The organism is Geodermatophilus sp. SYSU D01186 (assembly GCF_054050215.1).
The window spans coordinates 21,814-38,490 of sequence record NZ_JBJGYW010000041.1; the positions used below are offsets into that span (position 1 = coordinate 21,814).

At 75.9% G+C, this 16,677-nt stretch carries 13 protein-coding genes; 8 read left to right on the top strand and 5 right to left on the bottom strand.

Annotated elements, in window-relative coordinates; translation table 11 throughout:
* Positions 1-290: 290 nt before the first annotated feature.
* From ACI784_RS22375 to ACI784_RS22385, 3 genes are all read left to right on the top strand, one after another.
* The gene (locus ACI784_RS22375) at positions 291-1,436 is read left to right on the top strand and encodes an IniB N-terminal domain-containing protein (protein WP_456925339.1); all 1,146 of its coding nucleotides are present in this window, start codon (positions 291-293) and stop codon (positions 1,434-1,436) included.
* Positions 1,437-1,536: 100 nt separating this feature from the next.
* A complete protein-coding gene (locus ACI784_RS22380; RefSeq protein ID WP_457014967.1) occupies positions 1,537-3,357 on the top strand; it encodes a dynamin family protein in 1,821 nt (606 codons plus the stop codon).
* Positions 3,354-4,973 (top strand): dynamin family protein, encoded by a 1,620-nt coding sequence (locus ACI784_RS22385; RefSeq protein ID WP_457014968.1) that lies wholly within the window; start codon positions 3,354-3,356, stop codon positions 4,971-4,973. Before ACI784_RS22380 ends, ACI784_RS22385 begins: the two co-directional genes overlap by 4 nt.
* Here the strand turns inward: ACI784_RS22385 and ACI784_RS22390 are convergent.
* From ACI784_RS22390 to ACI784_RS22400, 3 genes are all read right to left on the bottom strand, one after another.
* Positions 4,869-5,432, bottom strand: coding sequence for a hypothetical protein (locus tag ACI784_RS22390; protein ID WP_457014969.1), 564 nt, complete (start codon positions 5,430-5,432; stop codon positions 4,869-4,871). The genes ACI784_RS22385 and ACI784_RS22390 overlap by 105 nt on opposite strands.
* Before the next feature lie 318 nt (positions 5,433-5,750).
* A complete protein-coding gene (locus tag ACI784_RS22395) occupies positions 5,751-6,527 on the bottom strand; it encodes an enoyl-CoA hydratase-related protein (protein ID WP_457014970.1) in 777 nt (258 codons plus the stop codon).
* Positions 6,528-6,641: 114 nt separating this feature from the next.
* Positions 6,642-8,321 (bottom strand): AMP-binding protein, encoded by a 1,680-nt coding sequence (locus ACI784_RS22400; RefSeq protein WP_457014971.1) that lies wholly within the window; start codon positions 8,319-8,321, stop codon positions 6,642-6,644.
* 320 nt (positions 8,322-8,641) lie between these two features.
* Here ACI784_RS22400 and efeB point away from each other — a divergent pair, with 320 nt between their 5' ends.
* From efeB to ACI784_RS22415, 3 genes are all read left to right on the top strand, one after another.
* Positions 8,642-9,937 (top strand): iron uptake transporter deferrochelatase/peroxidase subunit, encoded by a 1,296-nt coding sequence (gene efeB / locus ACI784_RS22405; protein ID WP_457014973.1) that lies wholly within the window; start codon positions 8,642-8,644, stop codon positions 9,935-9,937.
* 247 nt (positions 9,938-10,184) lie between these two features.
* Entirely contained in the window at positions 10,185-11,846 is a 1,662-nt protein-coding gene (locus tag ACI784_RS22410; RefSeq protein WP_457014974.1) for a serine/threonine-protein kinase, read from the top strand.
* Between the two features lie 166 nt (positions 11,847-12,012).
* Positions 12,013-13,641 (top strand): protein kinase domain-containing protein, encoded by a 1,629-nt coding sequence (locus ACI784_RS22415; protein WP_457014975.1) that lies wholly within the window; start codon positions 12,013-12,015, stop codon positions 13,639-13,641.
* Positions 13,642-13,683: 42 nt separating this feature from the next.
* Here ACI784_RS22415 and ACI784_RS22420 read toward each other — a convergent pair whose 3' ends face one another.
* Positions 13,684-14,292 carry a hypothetical protein gene (locus ACI784_RS22420; RefSeq protein WP_457014976.1) on the bottom strand — a complete coding sequence of 203 codons (609 nt, stop codon included), beginning with the start codon at positions 14,290-14,292 and terminating at the stop codon, positions 13,684-13,686.
* A 230-nt stretch (positions 14,293-14,522) separates the two neighbouring features.
* Here ACI784_RS22420 and ACI784_RS22425 point away from each other — a divergent pair, with 230 nt between their 5' ends.
* Both ACI784_RS22425 and ACI784_RS22430 read left to right on the top strand, forming a co-directional pair.
* Complete coding sequence (locus ACI784_RS22425) at positions 14,523-15,794, top strand: competence/damage-inducible protein A (protein WP_457014977.1); 1,272 nt, start codon at positions 14,523-14,525, stop codon at positions 15,792-15,794.
* A 5-nt stretch (positions 15,795-15,799) separates the two neighbouring features.
* Positions 15,800-16,186, top strand: a complete 387-nt coding sequence (locus ACI784_RS22430; RefSeq protein ID WP_457014978.1) for an SRPBCC family protein — start codon at positions 15,800-15,802, stop codon at positions 16,184-16,186.
* Between the two features lie 107 nt (positions 16,187-16,293).
* On the opposite strand, the gene ACI784_RS22435 is transcribed toward ACI784_RS22430, so the two are convergent.
* Positions 16,294-16,677, bottom strand: a 384-nt coding sequence (locus ACI784_RS22435) for a DUF222 domain-containing protein (RefSeq protein WP_457014979.1), incomplete at its 5' end; no start/stop codon positions are given.

Consider the following 16,677-nt stretch of genomic DNA (forward strand, 5'->3'; position numbering starts at 1 on the left):
GCCCCCTGGTTCCCCATCACGTCCCGGGGCCCCCGCGTTGGACCTCCCGGTTCCGCGAACGTATGGCCCGCTCACCCCATCTGTCTCATGCCGACGCCCCGACGGACGGGTGCGGACCGTAAGTGGGGGGCGACACCCCGCAGCCCCTAACGGGGAGTCAGCACGCACCCCCCATTCGGGTGATGTGACGAGGGGGACAGTCCCCGATGCCGGGGACCGCCGTCCGCGGCTGGACTGCGGTCGCCAGCCGGCCGAGATCGCGGACGGCTCGAGACCCAGGAGTGCCAGCCATGACGACCCTCGCCAGCTCGCTGCTCGACTTCATCCTCGGCCTGTTCCGCGACCCCGAGAAGGCGGCCGCGTACGACGCCGACCCGCGCGGCACGCTGGACGCCGCCGGCCTGACCGACGTCGAGCCCAGCGACGTCGCCGACCTCGCGCCGATGGTCTCCGACTACTCCACCGTGGGTGCCTGGAGCGGGGGCCGCGGCGACTCCTGCGACGGGGACGACCGCTCCGGGCTGGTCGCCGGCGCCTCCCACCGCCCCTCCCGGCACGAGGACGACGACGACCGCGGCTCGTACCGCCCGGTGCACGACCGGGACGACGAGGACCGCCACCACGACCGGGACGACGACGGGCACGGCGGCTCCCACGGCGGCCACCCTGCCCACGGCGGCGGTCACGAGACCGTGGTGATCACCCACCTGCAGAACATCGAGTACACCAACCACGAGACCCACGTGTCCGTCGACGCCTCGCACAGCATCTGGGTGAGCGGCGACGCGCAGGCGATCTTCGGCGACGTGGAGGGCGACGTCTCGCAGATCGACAACTCCGGCGGGGTCTACGTCGGCGACGACCTCGAGGACTCGAAGGTCGTGGTCGACCACAGCGACAACTCGGTGGAGGACTCCTACAACGAGAGCACCGACGTGTCCGGCAACGGCAACGCGGTGGGCACGGGCAACGACGTCGACACCGACATCGACACCGACATCGACGTAGAGAACTCGGGCAACACCCAGCACGGCGACGGCAACGTGTCCGGCAACGGCAACGCCACCGACAACTCCACGAACACCGACGTGGACCTCGAGGTGGAGGACTCGTTCAACGACAACTCCGACAACTCCACGAACACCGACGTCGACATCGACGACTCGTTCAACGAGGACAACTCGGACAACTCCACCAACACCGACGTGGACGTGGAGATCGAGGACTCCTTCCAGGACAACTCCGACGACGACGGCCTCGACGTCGACGTCGAGGACTCCGCCATCGGCAACGAGTACGAGTCGACCGACAACTCGGTCTCGGTCGAGGACTCCTTCACCGTGGAGGACTCCTTCACGGTGGAGGACTCCTTCCAGGACAACTCCGAGGAGAGCGTCGAGGTCCGCGAGGCCGAGGTCGACGACGTGACCGTCTGACCCCCCGCTCGCCCGGCCCGGGTGTCCTCCGCGGACACCCGGGCCGGGTCGCGCTCCATCGCCGTCCCCGGTGGTAAGACCGGGTCCCAGGGAGGTGGCCGTGGTCACGTCAGCACAGGTGCTCGACCGGGCGCTGGCGCTCGCGCAGGTCTGCGAGCGGCCGGACCTGCACCGGCGGCTGGTCCAGGCGCAGGCGCGCTCCGAGGCCCCGGGCGTGCGCGTCCTGGTCGTCGGCGAGCCGAAGCAGGGCAAGAGCTCGCTGGTCAACGCGCTGGTGGGGGCGCCGGTCTGCCCCGTGGCCGACGACGTCGCGACCGTCGTCCCCACGGTGGTGCGGGCGGGGGAGCAGCCACGGGCCACGCTCGTGCTCGCCGCCGGCGACGCGCCCACCGGGCCGGCCGACGGCGAGGCGCCCACCGAGCGGGTGCCGGTGCCGATCGAGCAGGTGGCGGCCCGGGTGACCGGCGCCGGCGTCGAGCGGCTGGTGCAGGCCGAGGTGGAGCTGCCCCGGCAGCTGCTGGCCGGCGGCCTGGAGCTGGTCGACACCGCGGGGGTCGGGGGAGTGGGCATGGCCCGGGCGTTGCGCACGGTCGACCTGCTGCCCAGTGCCGACGCCGTCCTGCTCGTCACCGACGCCAGCCAGGAGTTCACCGCCCCGGAGATGGCCTTCCTGGAGCAGGCGCGGGCGCTGTGCCCGACGGTCGTCTGCGTCCTCACCAAGACCGACGCCTGCCCCGAGTGGCGGGCGATCGCCGAGCTGGACCGCGCCCACCTGGCCGGCCGCGGCATCGAGGCGCCGCTGTTCTGCGTCTCCTCCGCACTCGCCCAGCTGGCGGTGCAGCACCGCGACCGCGAGCTGCACGACGAGTCGGGCATCGCGCCCCTGGTCGCCCACCTGCGCCGGGAGGTGGTCGACCGCGCCGAGACGCTGGCCCGGCGGTCCCTGGTGCACGACCTCGCGGCGGTCACCGAGCACCTGTCCCTCGCCGTCCGCTCGGAGCTGTCCGGGCTGCAGGACCCGGCCGGCCGGGAGGAGCTCGTGCGCGGCCTCGAGGAGGCCAAGGCGGCCGCCGACGACCTGCGCCGGCGCTCGGCCCGCTGGCAGCAGGTGCTGGGGGACGGCGTCACCGACCTCATGAGCGACATCGACTTCGACCTGCGCGACCGCTCCCGGGTGGTGACCCGCGAGGCCGAGGAGGCGATCGAGGCGCAGGACCCCGGCCCGGCGTGGGGCGAGCTGGCCGAGTGGCTGGACCGCCGGATCGCCGCCGCCGTCGCCGACAGCTACGTGTGGGCCGAGCAGCGCTCGGAGTGGCTGGCCGAGCGGGTCATCGAGCAGTTCGCCCGGGACGGCGGCGCCGCGGTCCCCGCGCTGTCGGTCGGGGCGGCGGGCGACGCGCTGGAGAGCCTGGTCGACCTGCCCGACATCGACGACGGCGCGATGACCCTGCGCGAGCGCACCCTCATCGGCCTGCGCGGCTCCTACACCGGCGTCCTCATGACCGGCCTGGTGACGAGTCTGGCCGGGATGGCGATCATCAACCCGGTCTCGCTGGCCGCGGGTGTGCTGCTCGGCCGCAAGGCCTACACCGACGACAAGAAGCAGCGGGTCGCGCGCCGGCAGGCCGAGGCGAAGGCGGTGGTCCGCCGGCACCTGGACGAGGTGGTCTTCCAGGTCGGCAAGCAGCTCAAGGACCGGTTGCGCACCGTCCAGCGCACGCTGCGCGACCTCATCACCGACACCGCCGAGGAGATGTCGCGCTCCCTGGCCGACGCGGTGGCCGCTGCCCAGCGGTCGACGAAGGAGGCCACCGCCGAGCGGGACGCCCGTGTCCGGTCGCTGCGGCTGCGGCTGGACCAGCTCGACCGGCTGGCCGCCGACGTCCGCGTGCTGGAGCGGGTGCCGGTGACCGCCGCATGAGCACCGTGGGGACGGCGGGAGCGGGCACCGTGCTCGACGACGTCCGCGGGCTCCTGGACGACGCGGTGGAGCGCTACCGCGACGTCCCGGCCGTGGCCGGACGGCTGGCCGCCCAGCGGCGGCGGCTGGACGAGCCGCTGCGGCTGGCGCTGGTCGGCCGCGTCAAGTCGGGGAAGTCCACGCTGCTCAACGCGCTCGTGGGCGCGCGGGTGGCACCCACCGACGCCGGCGAGTGCACCCGCGTCGTGACCCTCTACCGCCACGGTGCGACGCCGCGGGTGCAGCTGCACGGCGTCGACGGCGGTGTGCGGGCCCTGCCGGTCCGCCGGGCCGACGGCGGCCTGCAGCTCGACCTGGGCGGCACCCCGGCCGAGGAGGTCGAGCACCTGCTGGTGGAGTGGCCGGCCGCCGACCTGCTGCCGGCGACGATGGTCGACACCCCGGGGATCTCCTCGCTGTCGGCCGGCACCAGCGCGCGGACCCGCACCTTCCTCGACGCCGGGGAGGGGCCCTCGGGCGCCGACGCGGTCGTCTTCCTGACCCGCCAGCCGCAGCCGGAGGACGTCGCCGTCCTCGCCGGCTTCCAGGACGACTCTGGCGCCGCCGGGGCGCACACCACCACGATCACCGTGCTGTCCCGCGCCGACGAGATCGGCGCCGGCCGGCTGGACGCCCTCCACGCCGCCGGCGCGGTCGCCCGGCGGATGTCGGAGGACCCGGCGCTGCAGGCGGTCAGCTCGGCGGTGGTGCCGGTGGCCGGGCTGCTGGCGCTGGCCGGGCGCACGCTGCGCCACGGGGACTTCGTCGCGCTGCGCACCCTGGCCGGCGCCGACCAGCAGCAGGTGGCGGCGATGCTGCTGACCGCCGACCGGTTCACCCGCCGCGAGGCGGCGGTGCCGCTGGCGCACGACGTCCGCGTCTCGCTGCTGGAACGGCTCGGGCTGTTCGGCATCCGGCTGTCGATCGCCCTCGTCCGGGCCGGCATCGCGGACGCCTCCGCGCTCGCCGACGAGCTGCTGCGCCGCAGCGGCCTGACCGAGCTGCAGCGGCTGCTGCGCGTCCACCTCACCGCCCGGGGCGACCAGCTCAAGGCCGGGACGGCGCTCCGCCTGCTGGCCGGGGTGCTGGCCGAGCACCCGGTCGAGGGCGCGGACGACCTGCGCGCCGGCGTGGAGCGGGCCCGGCTGGCCGCCCGGGAGCTGGACGAGCTGGCGCTGCTGGCCCGCGCGCGGGCGGCCGGCAGCCCGTTGCCGGAGGTCCTGCGCCCCGACGCGGAGCGGCTGCTGGGCGCCGAGGGCACCACCCCGGCGGCGCGGCTGGGGCTGCCCGAGGACACCGCCGCCGCCGATCTGCGCGCGGCGGCCCGGACGGCGCTGGACCGGTGGCGGGCGGCCGCCGGCGATCCGCTGGCGGCGCGGGCGACCGCGGACGCGGCCGCGCTGGTCGTCCGGACCTGCGAGGCGCTGCTGGCCGGGCTCGACGGCTGGCGCGGCGGGCCGCCGCCGGGGCCGTCAGTGCCCGGCGGTCCCGGCGGGGGCGCCGCGGAAGAAGGCCCGCGAGCTCCGGGTGGCCAGCGGCAGCAGGGCGAGGACGAACAGCCCGCCGGCGGCCAGTAGGGCCATCCGGTCCACGTCGGCGTCCCCGGCGACCAGGCTCTGCGCCACGTCGAGGACCAGCAGTGCCGGCAGCGCGGTCAGCAGCAGCGCCCAGCGGGCCCAGGCCCGTCCGCGCGTCAGCAGGACGACCCACACCAGGGAGACCAGGACCACGAAGGTCACGCCGCCGGTGACCACGGCGATCGTGGCGCGCACCCCGTCGGCGACGACCGCGGCCGACGCCGTCGGGTCGTCGGCGGTCGCGGTGGCGGTCAGCCGGTCGCGCAGGGCCGCGGAGTCGACCAGGGCGGTCGCCACGCCGGTCAGGGCCGCCAGGCAGCCCGCGCACCACAGCGCCACGGTCGCCCGCACGGTGGCCGGGCGGGAGGTCGTGGCGCGGCCGAGCGGCGGCGCGATGTCGCTGGTGGTCGCCGGGCGCGGGGGCGGAGGCGGCAGGTGCTGCACCACGTTGCCGGTCATGACCACCCGCCGTGGCGACGGGAGACGGGCCTCCGCCGCGGCCGACGACGGGTCGGCGGCGCCTCCTGCCGTGTCCTGGCCCCCGGATGGCCGCGCCAGCTCCGTCACGTGTCCCCCTACCGACGACGATGTCGGCCGGAGCCTGTCATCGTCGCGGATGCGGACCGGACGGTCACGCGCCGGAGCCATCGGCGCGCTCTCGTGTCGACACCGCCAGCAGCCTCAGCACTGCATTCAGTGAGCAAGGACCCGCTGCGCCCCACCGCTCGCCGGCTCGCGGCGGCCCCTGCAACAGGGCCGGCCGTGCGGGTGCCGCCGTCAGCTCCCGGTGAAGTGGGGGGCCCGCTTCTCCAGGAACGCCTCGACCGCCTCGCGGTGGTCGGCGGTCCGCCCCAGCTCGGTCTGCAGCCGGGCCTCCAGTGCGAGGGTGTCCTCCAGGGAGTCGGTGGCCGCGGTGGCGAGCACGGTCTTCAGCGCGCGGAACGCGGCGGTGGGGCCGGCGGCCAGCCGGGCGGCCAGGGCCTGCGCCTCGGGCAGCACCTGCTCCGGCTCGACGACGCGGTGCACCAGGCCCCACATCGCGGCGGTCTCGGCGGGGAAGGCGTCCGGGAGCAGCAGGATCTCCGCCGCCCGCGAGCCGCCGACGCAGTGCACCAGCCGCGAGGCCAGCGCGGAGTCGCTCGACAGCCCGATGCCGGCGAAGGCGGTGGTGAACTTCGCGCCGGCCGCGGCGATCCGCAGGTCGCCGGCGAGCGCGATGCCCAAGCCGGCCCCGGCGCAGGCCCCGTTGACCGCCACCACGACCGGCACCCGCAGCGCGGCCAGGGCCAGCACCAGCGGGTTGTACTCCTCCTCGACCACCGACAGCGACGTCGCGGCGTCCCCCTTCAGGGCCTCCACGTGCTGGGCGAGGTCCTGGCCCACGCAGAACGCCCGGCCGGTGCCGGTGAGCACGATGGCCCGCACCGACGCGTCCGCGCCCACCTCCCGGACGACGTCGAGCAGCTCGCGGCGGGACTGGTGCGTGAGCCCGGCCCGCAGCATGGTGATCGTGGCGACGCCGCCGGCGTCCTCGCGGGTCACGGTCTCGGGCATGGTCGCCCCACCTCGTCTCTGGTCGATGCTCGTGCGCGGCACGGCGGGATCGCGCGATCTCGTACGGCCTCCGCGGCGGGAGCGTACGAGATCGCGCGATCCCGACCGGGCGGGTCAGCCGGCGGCCGGCTGCGCGGTCGCGGACCGGTCCCGCAGCTCCCGGCGGAGGATCTTGCCGGTCACCGTCTTGGGCAGCTCGTCGACGATCTCGACCTGCCGCGGGTACTTGTAGGCGGCCATGCGTTCCTTGCAGTGCGCGATGAGCTCCTCCGCCGTCACGTCGGCGCCCGCCTTGAGGCTGACGAACGCCTTGACGGTCTCCCCGCGCTTCTCGTCGGGCACGCCGACGACCGCGGACTCGCGGACGGCGGGGTGCTCGGCCATGACGTCCTCGACCTCCCGCGGCCAGACCTTGTACCCGGAGGCGTTGATCATGTCCTTCTTGCGGTCGACGATGAACACCCAGCCCTCGGGGCTCATGAACCCCACGTCGCCGCTCTTGAGGGCGCCTCCGGGCAGGCTGGCCGCCGTCTCCTCGGGCTTGCCCCAGTAGCCGGGGACGACCTGAGGCCCGTCGGCGACGATCTCGCCGACCTCGCCCAGCGGCAGGTCCTCGCCGTCGTCGTCCTGGATGCGGACGACGGTGCTCGGCGCCGGCACCCCCACCGACAGCGCCCCCGAGGTGGGGTCGACCGGGGACGGCGAGCCGAACGGCGTGACCGTCATCGGCGACGTGGTCTCGGTCAGGCCGTAGGCGTTGTGCACCTGGACGCCGGTGGCCTCCAGGAACGCCTTCTCGGCCGTCGGTGAGATCGCCGCGCCCCCGGAGTAGACGGAGGTGAACGAGGCGAAGTGGTCGCGGGTGGAGCCCGGCGCGTGGAGCAGCGCGTTGAACGCCGTGATGGCGCCGATGGTGAACGTCGGCCGGTGCTCGAGGAAGGCGTCGAGGACCACCTGCGGCTCGAACCGGTAGGCGAGGACCAGCGGAGCCGGCACGAGCATGCTCACCGCGATGTGCCCGATGAGCCCGGTGATGTGGAACAGCGGGGCGATGCCGAAGATCGCGCCGTCCCGCCCTGCCCGCGCCCAGTCCCGGTAGACCTGCGCGGTGAACACCACGTTCCGGTGGGTGTTCATCGCGCCCTTGGGCACGCCCGTCGTCCCGGAGGTGTAGGTCAGGAACGCGACGTCGTCCGGTCCCAGCCGGACCGGCGGCGGCTCCTGCCCGCGGTGCTGCTCGACGAACTGCAGGAAGTCGGTCGTGCCCTCGTGCCGCTGCCGCCGCGTCGCGGCGAACAGCCGCGGGTCGTCGCGGGTCTGGAACTCGAGCTCGCTGGTGGTGAGGACCAGGCGCACGTCGGTGTCGGGTACGACCTCCCGCGCGACCTCGTCGTAGAGCGCCTCCAGCGAGACCAGCGCCGTGGCCCCGGAGTCCCTGAGCAGGTGGGACAGCTCCCGCTTCCGGCTCATCGGGTTGATGGAGACCATGACGCCGCCGGCCTTCCAGGTCGCCACCATCGCGATGACGAACTGGGGCACGTTCTGCAGGTTCACGGCCAGCCGGTCCCCGGCCGCGAAGCCGTTGGCCAGCAGCCCCGCGGCCAGCGCGTCGCTGAGCCGGTCCAGCTCCCGGCGGGAGAGGGTGCCGTCGAAGTACTTCAGGGCGTCACCGTCGGGGTCCCGGGCGAGCCCGGCACGGAACACCTCGAGCGCGTTGTCGAACTCGATCTCGTAGTCGGCCGGCTGCCCCTCCTCGTAGAGGGCCAGCCACGGCCGGTCGGTGTAGGTGGGCATCTCACGAGCCTGCCCTTCGGCTGCTCGCACATCGAGCTGGGGGACTCCTCGGCCGACACCGGGGGCTCCGAGGCCGCCGTCCAGGCGCTGCGGCCCTCCCTGGAGGAGGCCGCCCCGACCTGGTCGCGGAGGTCGACGAGCAGTCCGCCGACACCGAGGCGGAGCTGGAACAGCACCGGTCCGGGGACGGTTGGCTCCTCTACGACCAGCTCACCAGGAGCAGTTGCGCGGCCTGAGCGACAGCATCACCGCGCTGACCGAGTCCGTCAGCCAGGTCGCGGCGGTCGTCCCCGACCGCTGACGCCGGCAGTGAGAGAGCCATGAGCGAACCGACGTCCCCTGCCCGCGGCCTGTCCCGCCGCCGACTGCTGGGCCTGGTCGGCGCCGGCACCGCGGGGGTGGTCGCGGCCGGGGCCGCCGGCGGGGCGATCGGCCGCGCCACCGCCGACGGCCCGGACGCCGGGAGTGCGGCCGTCGGCACCGACGTCGTCGAGTTCACCGGCGCCCACCAGGCCGGCATCGTCACCCCGGCGCAGGACCGGCTGCACTTCGTCGCCCTCGACGTCACCACCGACAGCCGCGACGAGCTGGTCGAGCTGCTGCAGGCCTGGACGGCGGCCGCGCGGCGGATGACCGCGGGGCAGGACGCCGGCCCGGTCGGCGCGGTGGACGGCGGGCCGTTGGCCCCGCCGGACGACACCGGCGAGGCGCTGGGCCTGTCCGCCGCCCGCCTGACGCTGACGATCGGCTTCGGGCCGACCCTGTTCGCCACCGCGGACGGCCGCGACCGGTTCGGGCTGGCCGCCCGCCGTCCCGAGCCGCTGGTCGAGCTGCCCGCGTTCGCCGACGAGACGATCGACCCGGCGATCAGCGGGGGCGACCTGTGCATCCAGGCCTGCGCCGACGACCCGCAGGTCGCGGTGCACGCCGTCCGCAACCTGGTCCGCATCGGCGCGGGCCGGGTGGGCGTCCGCTGGTCGCAGCTCGGGTTCGGCCGGACGTCGTCCACCTCGACCGCGCAGGCCACCCCGCGCAACCTCATGGGCTTCAAGGACGGCACCGCCAACCTCAAGGTCGAGAACGCCGGCGCGCTGGACCGGTTCGTGTGGGTGGCCGACGGCGACAGCGGCGCGGACTGGCTGGCCGGCGGCTCGTACCTGGTGGCCCGGCGGATCCGGATGCACGTCGAGGTGTGGGACAGCTCCAGCCTCGACGAGCAGGAGCAGACGTTCGGCCGGACCAAGGGCGAAGGCGCCCCGCTGGGCCAGGAGCGGGAGTTCGACCCGGTCGACTTCACCACGCGGGTGGACGGCGGCCCCGCCATCCCGGAGACCTCGCACGTCTTCCTCGCCCACCCGACCAACTCCGGGACGGCGATCCTCCGGCGCGGCTACAGCTTCGTCGACGGCTCCGACGCCCTCGGCCGGCTCGACGCCGGGCTGTTCTTCATCGCCTACCAGCGCGACCCGGAGACCGGGTTCGTCCAGGTGCAGCGCAACCTGCGGCTGGACGAGCTCAACGAGTACATCCGGCACACCTCGTCGTCGGTCTTCGCCTGCCCACCGGGCGTCCGGGACGCCGACGACTGGTGGGGGCGCGCCCTGTTCGAGCCGTGACCGAGACGTGACGGACCGTCCCCACCAGATGCGCCTCTGACCTGGGAGGATGGACCCCGGGCGGCTGGCGCCCGGGTCGTCCGGTCGCACCTCCCGGTGCCGGCGCCCACCGCGACACGCCCGGGATGCGGTCGGCGGTCCGATGTGTGTGTAGTCGGGGTGGGCGCGGGACATCCAGACCTGGGGGGACGCCGGCGCCCCCGGGCCGAGGACCAGGCAGTGTCGGGCAGGCGAGGGGTGAGCCACCGTGGTGGAGCCGGGTCGGCAGTCCCTCGGGGACCGCTACGAGCTCGCCTCGCTGATCGCCGCCGGTGGCATGGGTCAGGTGTGGCGGGGCGTGGACGCCCTGCTGGGCCGGCCGGTCGCGGTGAAGGTCCTCCGCAGTGAGTACACCGGTGACCCCACCTTCCGGGCGCGGTTCCGTGCCGAGGCGCAGCACGCGGCGGCGCTGAGCCACCCCAACATCGCCGCCGTCTTCGACTACGGGGAGACCGAGGCCGCCGACGGCAGCGGCGAGACGCTGGCCTACCTGGTCATGGAGCTGGTCGATGGCGAGCCGCTGTCGGCGGTGCTGCGCCGGGAGATCCGCCTCGACGCGTCAGCCACGCTCGACGTGCTGCAGCAGACGGCCTCCGCGCTGGCCGAGGCGCACCGGGTCGGCCTGGTGCACCGGGACGTCAAGCCCGGCAACATCCTGGTCCGCGGCGACGGCAGCGTGAAGATCACCGACTTCGGCATCGCCTGGTCGGCCGGCAGCGTGCCGCTGACCCGCACCGGCCAGGTCATCGGCACGCCGCAGTACCTCTCACCCGAGGTCGCCGAGGGCCACCACGCGATGCCCGCCAGCGACGTCTACGCGCTGGGCCTCGTCGGCTACGAGTGCCTCACCGGACACCCGGCCTTCGACGGCGACAACGCCGTCACCATCGCGCTCAAGCAGGTGCGGGAGGAGCCCGCGCCGCTGCCCGAGGACCTGCCCGGCGAGGTCCGCACGCTCATCCGGCGGGCCCTGTGCAAGAACCCCGCGGCCCGCATCCCGGACGGCGCGGCGTTCGTCGCCGCGGTCGAGGACGTCCGCGCCGGCCGCCCGCAGCCGGAGCCCCCGCCGACCTGCGCCGTCCCGCTGCCCCCGCCGCCGCCCCGGTCGACCGGCGACCAGCCGGCCGTGCCCACCCCGCGCGCCGGCAGCCCCGCGGTCGCGCGCACCAGCAGCCCGCCGACGCCGCGACGGCGCGGGGCGGCCGCCCTGCTCGTGCCGCTGCTGGCCCTGCTGCTGGGCGCCGGCACCGCGGGCGCGGTGTTCATCGCCGTCGCCGGGGACGACAGCCCGACGCCGGTGGTCGCCGCCCAGACCGACGACGCGCCGATCGTGCTCGACGCCGCCGACTACGTGGGCCGCCGCGTCGACGAGGCGGCGCTGTCCCTGGCGGCGCTGGGGCTGCTGGTCTCGCGGCAGGAGGAGGTCACCGCCGACGCCGTCCCGGGCCTGGTGACCGCCCTCGACCCGGCCGGGGTGCCGCTGCGGGCCGGGGACGAGGTGGTCGTCGTCTTCGCCGTCGCGCCCGAGACCTCCCGCGCGCCGGGCCGCAGCTCCGCGGTGGTGTCCAGTGGCGGGGGCGAGCGTGCGGCCGCGCCGCCGGTCGAGCCGGAGCAGACCCAGACCCAGACCCAGACCGAGACGACGACGCCGACGCCGTCCCCGTCGACCACCGTGCCCACCACGACGCCCGCGCCGATGCCAGGGGCCACCGCGACCCCGACGACGACCGCGCCCACGACGACACCGCCGCCGACGACGACCGCGCCGTCGACCGCCACCGGCTCGCCGTCGACCGCCACCGGCTCGCCGTCGACGTCCACCTCGACCGCGGCGGCGTCGTCCTCGGCGTGGCAGGGGGACGACGACTGACCGCTGCCGGCGGGGGTCCGGACGGTCGCGGCCCCGGGCGGCCCGGGGCTCCGGCCCAGCCGCCCGGGGCGGCCTAGGCCGAAGGGCGGGGGGCCGCCGAGATGTCGGGTGCGGGACCCGGTGGCAGGCTGGGTCGGCCGGGACGGTCGAGGACAGGGGGGCGCGAGTGGTCGAGCCGGAGCAGCGCACGCTCGGCGACCGCTACGCGCTGGAGGGGCTGCTGGCCACCGGCGGGATGGGTCAGGTGTGGCGGGCACGCGACCTGCTGCTCGACCGGACCGTCGCGGTCAAGGTGCTGCGCAGCGAGTACACCGGCGACCCGACGTTCCTCGCCCGCTTCCGCGCGGAGGCCCAGCTCACCGCCCGGCTGGTGCACCCGAACATCGCCGCGCTGCACGACTACGGCGAGGGCACCTCGGCCGCCGGTGAGGCGCTGGCCTACCTGGTCATGGAGCTGGTGGAGGGCGAGTCGCTGTCGGTGCTGCTGGCGCGCGAGGGCCGGCTGAGCCCGGAGCGCACCCTCGACGTCGTCGGCCGGACCGCCGACGCGCTGGCCGCGGCGCACGCGGCCGGCGTGGTGCACCGCGACGTCAAGCCGGGGAACGTGCTGCTGGGCGACGACGGCAGCGTGAAGATCACCGACTTCGGCATCGCCTGGTCGGCCTCCAGCGTGCCGCTCACCCGCACCGGCCAGGTGGTGGGCACCGCGCACTACCTCTCCCCGGAGCAGGCGGCCGGTGCGAAGGCCGGCCCGGCCAGCGACGTCTACGCGCTCGGCATGATCGCCTACGAGTGCCTGGCCGGTCGCCGCGCGTTCGACGGAGACAACCCCGTGCAGATCGCCCTGGCGCAGGTGCGCGACGAGCCCGACCCGCTGCCGGACGACGTCCCCGGGCCGGTGCGCACCCTCGTCGCCCACGCTCTGGTCAAGGACCCCGCCCGCCGGTTCCCGGACGGCGCCGCGTTCCGGGACGCCGTCGACGACGTCCGGGCGGGCCGGGCGCTGCCGCCGGCGCCACCGCCGACCGCGGCGTTCCCGGTGCTCGCAGCGCCCGCCCCGCGCCGCCGCCGGCTGCTCGTGCCGGTGGCCGCGCTGCTGGTCGGTGCGGGGATCGGCGTCGGGGCGCTCGAGGTCACCGGCGGCGAGGCCGTGGTGCCCGTGGCCGCGGCCGACCCGGGCACCGGATCGGCCGCACCCGAGGACGACGGCGTGCTCCTGACCGCCGGGCCCTATCTGGGCCGGCCGGTGGACGAGGTGGAGGCGGAACTCGCCGCGCTCGGGCTCCGCGTCCAGCGCGCACCGGAGGAGCGGGCCGACGTCCCGGCCGGGCTGGTGACCGGGTTGGGGCCCGTGGGCGCGCTGGCCCGTGGTGACCTCGTGACGGTCTCCGTGGCGGTGGCAGCGGCGGTGGCCCCGCCCGCCGAGCCGGTGTCCCCGGCGCCGGCCCCTCCGGCGGTGCCGGTCGATGTGCTGCCGGTCGATGCGGTGCCGGTCGGCTCGGTGCCGGCCGAGGAGGCGCCGACCGGTACGGATGTCGGGTCGTCCGGGTCCGGGCCGGGTGGTGGCGGCGTCGCCGCGGGCGTCCCGGCCGGTGGGGACGCCCGCGATCGGGACGCGGGGGACTCGGACGAGGCCGGCGACTCCGGGGGTGCCGCGGACGACGAGTGGGACGAGGAGGCGAACCCGGGCAACGGGAACTCCGGCGGCAACAACGGCAACGGGAACGGCGGCGGGAACGGGAACGGCGGCGGGCACGGCAAGGGCGGCGGGCACGGCAAGGGGAAGAACCGCTGACGCCGTCCGGCGGCTCCCCGCGTGGGCGGGGTGCCGGTCGCCTCAGTCGCGACGGGTCGGGGCGGCGATCCAGACGGCCGCGCCCAGCGCGGCCAGCGCGGCGGTGAGGAGGAAGCCGCGGTCGCTGTCGGCCCGCGGGAGCACGACGAGCACCCAGAACGCGGCCACGCCGGTCAGCCCGCCCGCGGCCACCTTCCACGCGGTGCCCGCGCCCAGCCGCGCGCCGAGCAGGCGGCCGGCCGAGGGCAGCAGCCCGAGCAGGGTGGCCAGCGTGGCGAAGGTCGACCACAGCGGCACCGTCGTCCAGAAGCCGTCGGTGCCGAACGGCAGCGCCAGGCCGAGCTGGAGGAGGACGAGGCTCACGACGACGAGGCCGGTGCCGGCCAGCGCGGCGCGCTGATCCGGGGTGCGCGGCGCCCGCGGGGCCTTGACCGGGGCCGGCGGCGGAGGCGTGCCGACGCCGGGCAGGCCGGGGACCAGGTCGACCGGACCGGTCGGCTGCACGGGCTGCTCGGTCGCCAGCGGCTCGACGGCCGGGTGGACGTCGGGCCGCGGGAGCTGCTGCGTACCGGCCGTCGTGGCCCCGCCCACCGGGATCTCCTGCGTGCCCGAGGGGGCGACGGGCTGGGGGCTGGTCGTCGGGTGGCTCACGGTTCTCCTCGCTCACGCGTGCCGGCTCAGCGGCAGCGGACCAGTTCGTCCCCGGCACGGTAACGGCGGGCGCGGGCACGGCCCGGGAGGTGACGCGGCGGGTCCGGAGGCCGTCCGGCGCGTCGTCCGCCTCGGGCGTGGCGCCCGTCCGGAGCTTCGCGGATGACGCGCGCGGCGGCCGTCCGGCGCTTCGGGGGCGGCGCCTCCGGGTGCTCACTAGGGTCGGCCGGGTGGGTGCGAGCGCAGGGATCGTCGTCACCGGTACCGAGGTCCTCACCGGGCGGGTGAGCGACCGGAACGGGCCCTGGCTGGCCGAGCAGTTGCGGCTGCTGGGCGTGGACGTCGGCACCGTGCTCGTGGTGGGCGACCGGCCGGACGACCTGCGTGCCGCGCTGCGCTTCCTCTCCGGCGCGGACCTCGTCATCACCACCGGCGGGCTCGGACCCACGGCCGACGACCTCACCGCCGAGATCGTCGGGGAGGTGCAGGGCCGGCCGGTCGAGCTGGACCCGGAGGTGGAGCGGCACGTCGCCGCCATCGTCGAGGGCCTCATGAACGGCCGCGGGTTCCGGGCCGACCCGGAGGCCACCGCCGCCGGCGTCCGGAAGCAGGCGATGGTGCCCTCCGGTGCCACGGTGCTGCCCCCGGTCGGGACGGCGCCGGGACTCGTCGTCCCGCCGGCGGAGGGGCGCGGCGGTCCGCCGGTCGTCGTCCTGCCCGGGCCGCCGGCCGAGCTTCAGGGCATGTGGCCTGCTGCGCTGGCCGACGAGCGGGTGCAGCGGGCGCTGGCCGGCCGGAGCGAGCTCCGGCAGGAGACGGTGCGGCTGTGGGGGACGCTCGAGTCGCAGCTGGCCGCGACGCTCCGGGAGCACGAGTTCCCCGACCTGGAGATCACCACCTGCCTCCGGGAGGGCGAGCTGGAGATCGTGACCCGCTTCGGGCCCGACGCCCAGCCGGCCTACGACCGCCTCGTGGACGTGGTGCGGGCGGCGCACGGCGAGCACCTGTTCTCCACCGGACCGACCGTGGACGACCTCGTGGCCGGGGCGCTCGGCGACCGCGGGCTGACCGTCGCGACCGCCGAGTCCTGCACCAGCGGGCTGCTCGTGGCCCGGCTGACCGAGCGGCCCGGCTCCTCGGCGTGGGTGCTCGGCGGGGTCGCCTCCTACGCGAACTCGGCCAAGGAGGCGCTGGTCGGCGTCCCGGCGGAGATGCTGGAGCAGCACGGCGCGGTCAGCACCCAGGTGGCGGCGGCGCTGGCCGAGGGCGCGCGGGAGCGGTTCGGCGCCGACGTCGGCATCGGCATCACCGGCATCGCCGGACCCGGCGGGGGGACGCCGGACAAGCCGGTCGGCACCGTGCACCTGTGCGCGGTCGGCCCGGACGGGCGGCAGCCGCGGTCGGTCGTGCTGCCCGGGTCGCGGTCCGCGGTGCGCCAGCGTTCGGTCACCCTCGCGATGCACATGCTCCGGCAGCTCCTGCTCGGCGGCCCGCCCGCGTGACCGCGATGACCCTGCACGCGACGGGTCCGGGAGCACCCGCCGATGTCTGGGAGCGCTACGCGGTGCCGGCGCGCTGGCCGGAGTGGGCTCCGCAGATCACCGGTGTGGAAGTCCCCGTCGCGCGGCTGGCCACCGGGGCGCGCGGCCGGGTCCGGGGTCCCCTCGGCCTCGCGCTGCCCTTCGTCGTCGACTCGGTGGACGAGGTGACCCGGCGGTGGTCCTGGACCGTGTCGGTGGGCCCGGCGCGGCTGCGGCTCCTGCACTGGGTGGCCGAGGGCCCGGACGGCGGCAGCACGACCGGGCTGCGGATCGACGGCCCGGCGCCGCTGGTGCTGGGCTACGCGCCCCTGGCGCGCCTCGCGATCGGCCGGCTGGTCCGTCGGGCTCGCTGAGCGGCCGACCCGCGCCCCGCGAACGGCGTCCTGCGCAGCCCGACTGTGCTTCGCGCGGCCACCGTCTGGCGACGGGCGCAGCGAACCGCCTCCTCCTGCGCCGGCACTCATGCGGCGGTGAGCAGGGGTGGGCCGATCACGATCTCGGTGCCGTCGGGTCGCCAGGTGCGCCAGCGGCCGTCGGGTTGGCGGTGCACGCGGAAGCCGTGGTGGACCTTGGTGTGGTGGCGTTCGCACAGCAGCGCGGAGTTGGCCAGGGTGGTCTGGCCGCCGTTGATCCACTCCCGCAGGTGGTGCACGTCGCACCAGAAGGTGGGCGCCTGGCAGCCGGTGAACACACATCCCCGGTCGCGGGCCTCCACCTCCTTGCGCAGGTGCGGGGGCACGACGCGTTTGTCGCGGCCGAGGTCCAGCGGGGTGCCGTCGGGGGTCATCACGATCCGGGAGACGGCCGCGTCGCAGGCCAGCCACCGGGCGCGGGCGGCGGAGAT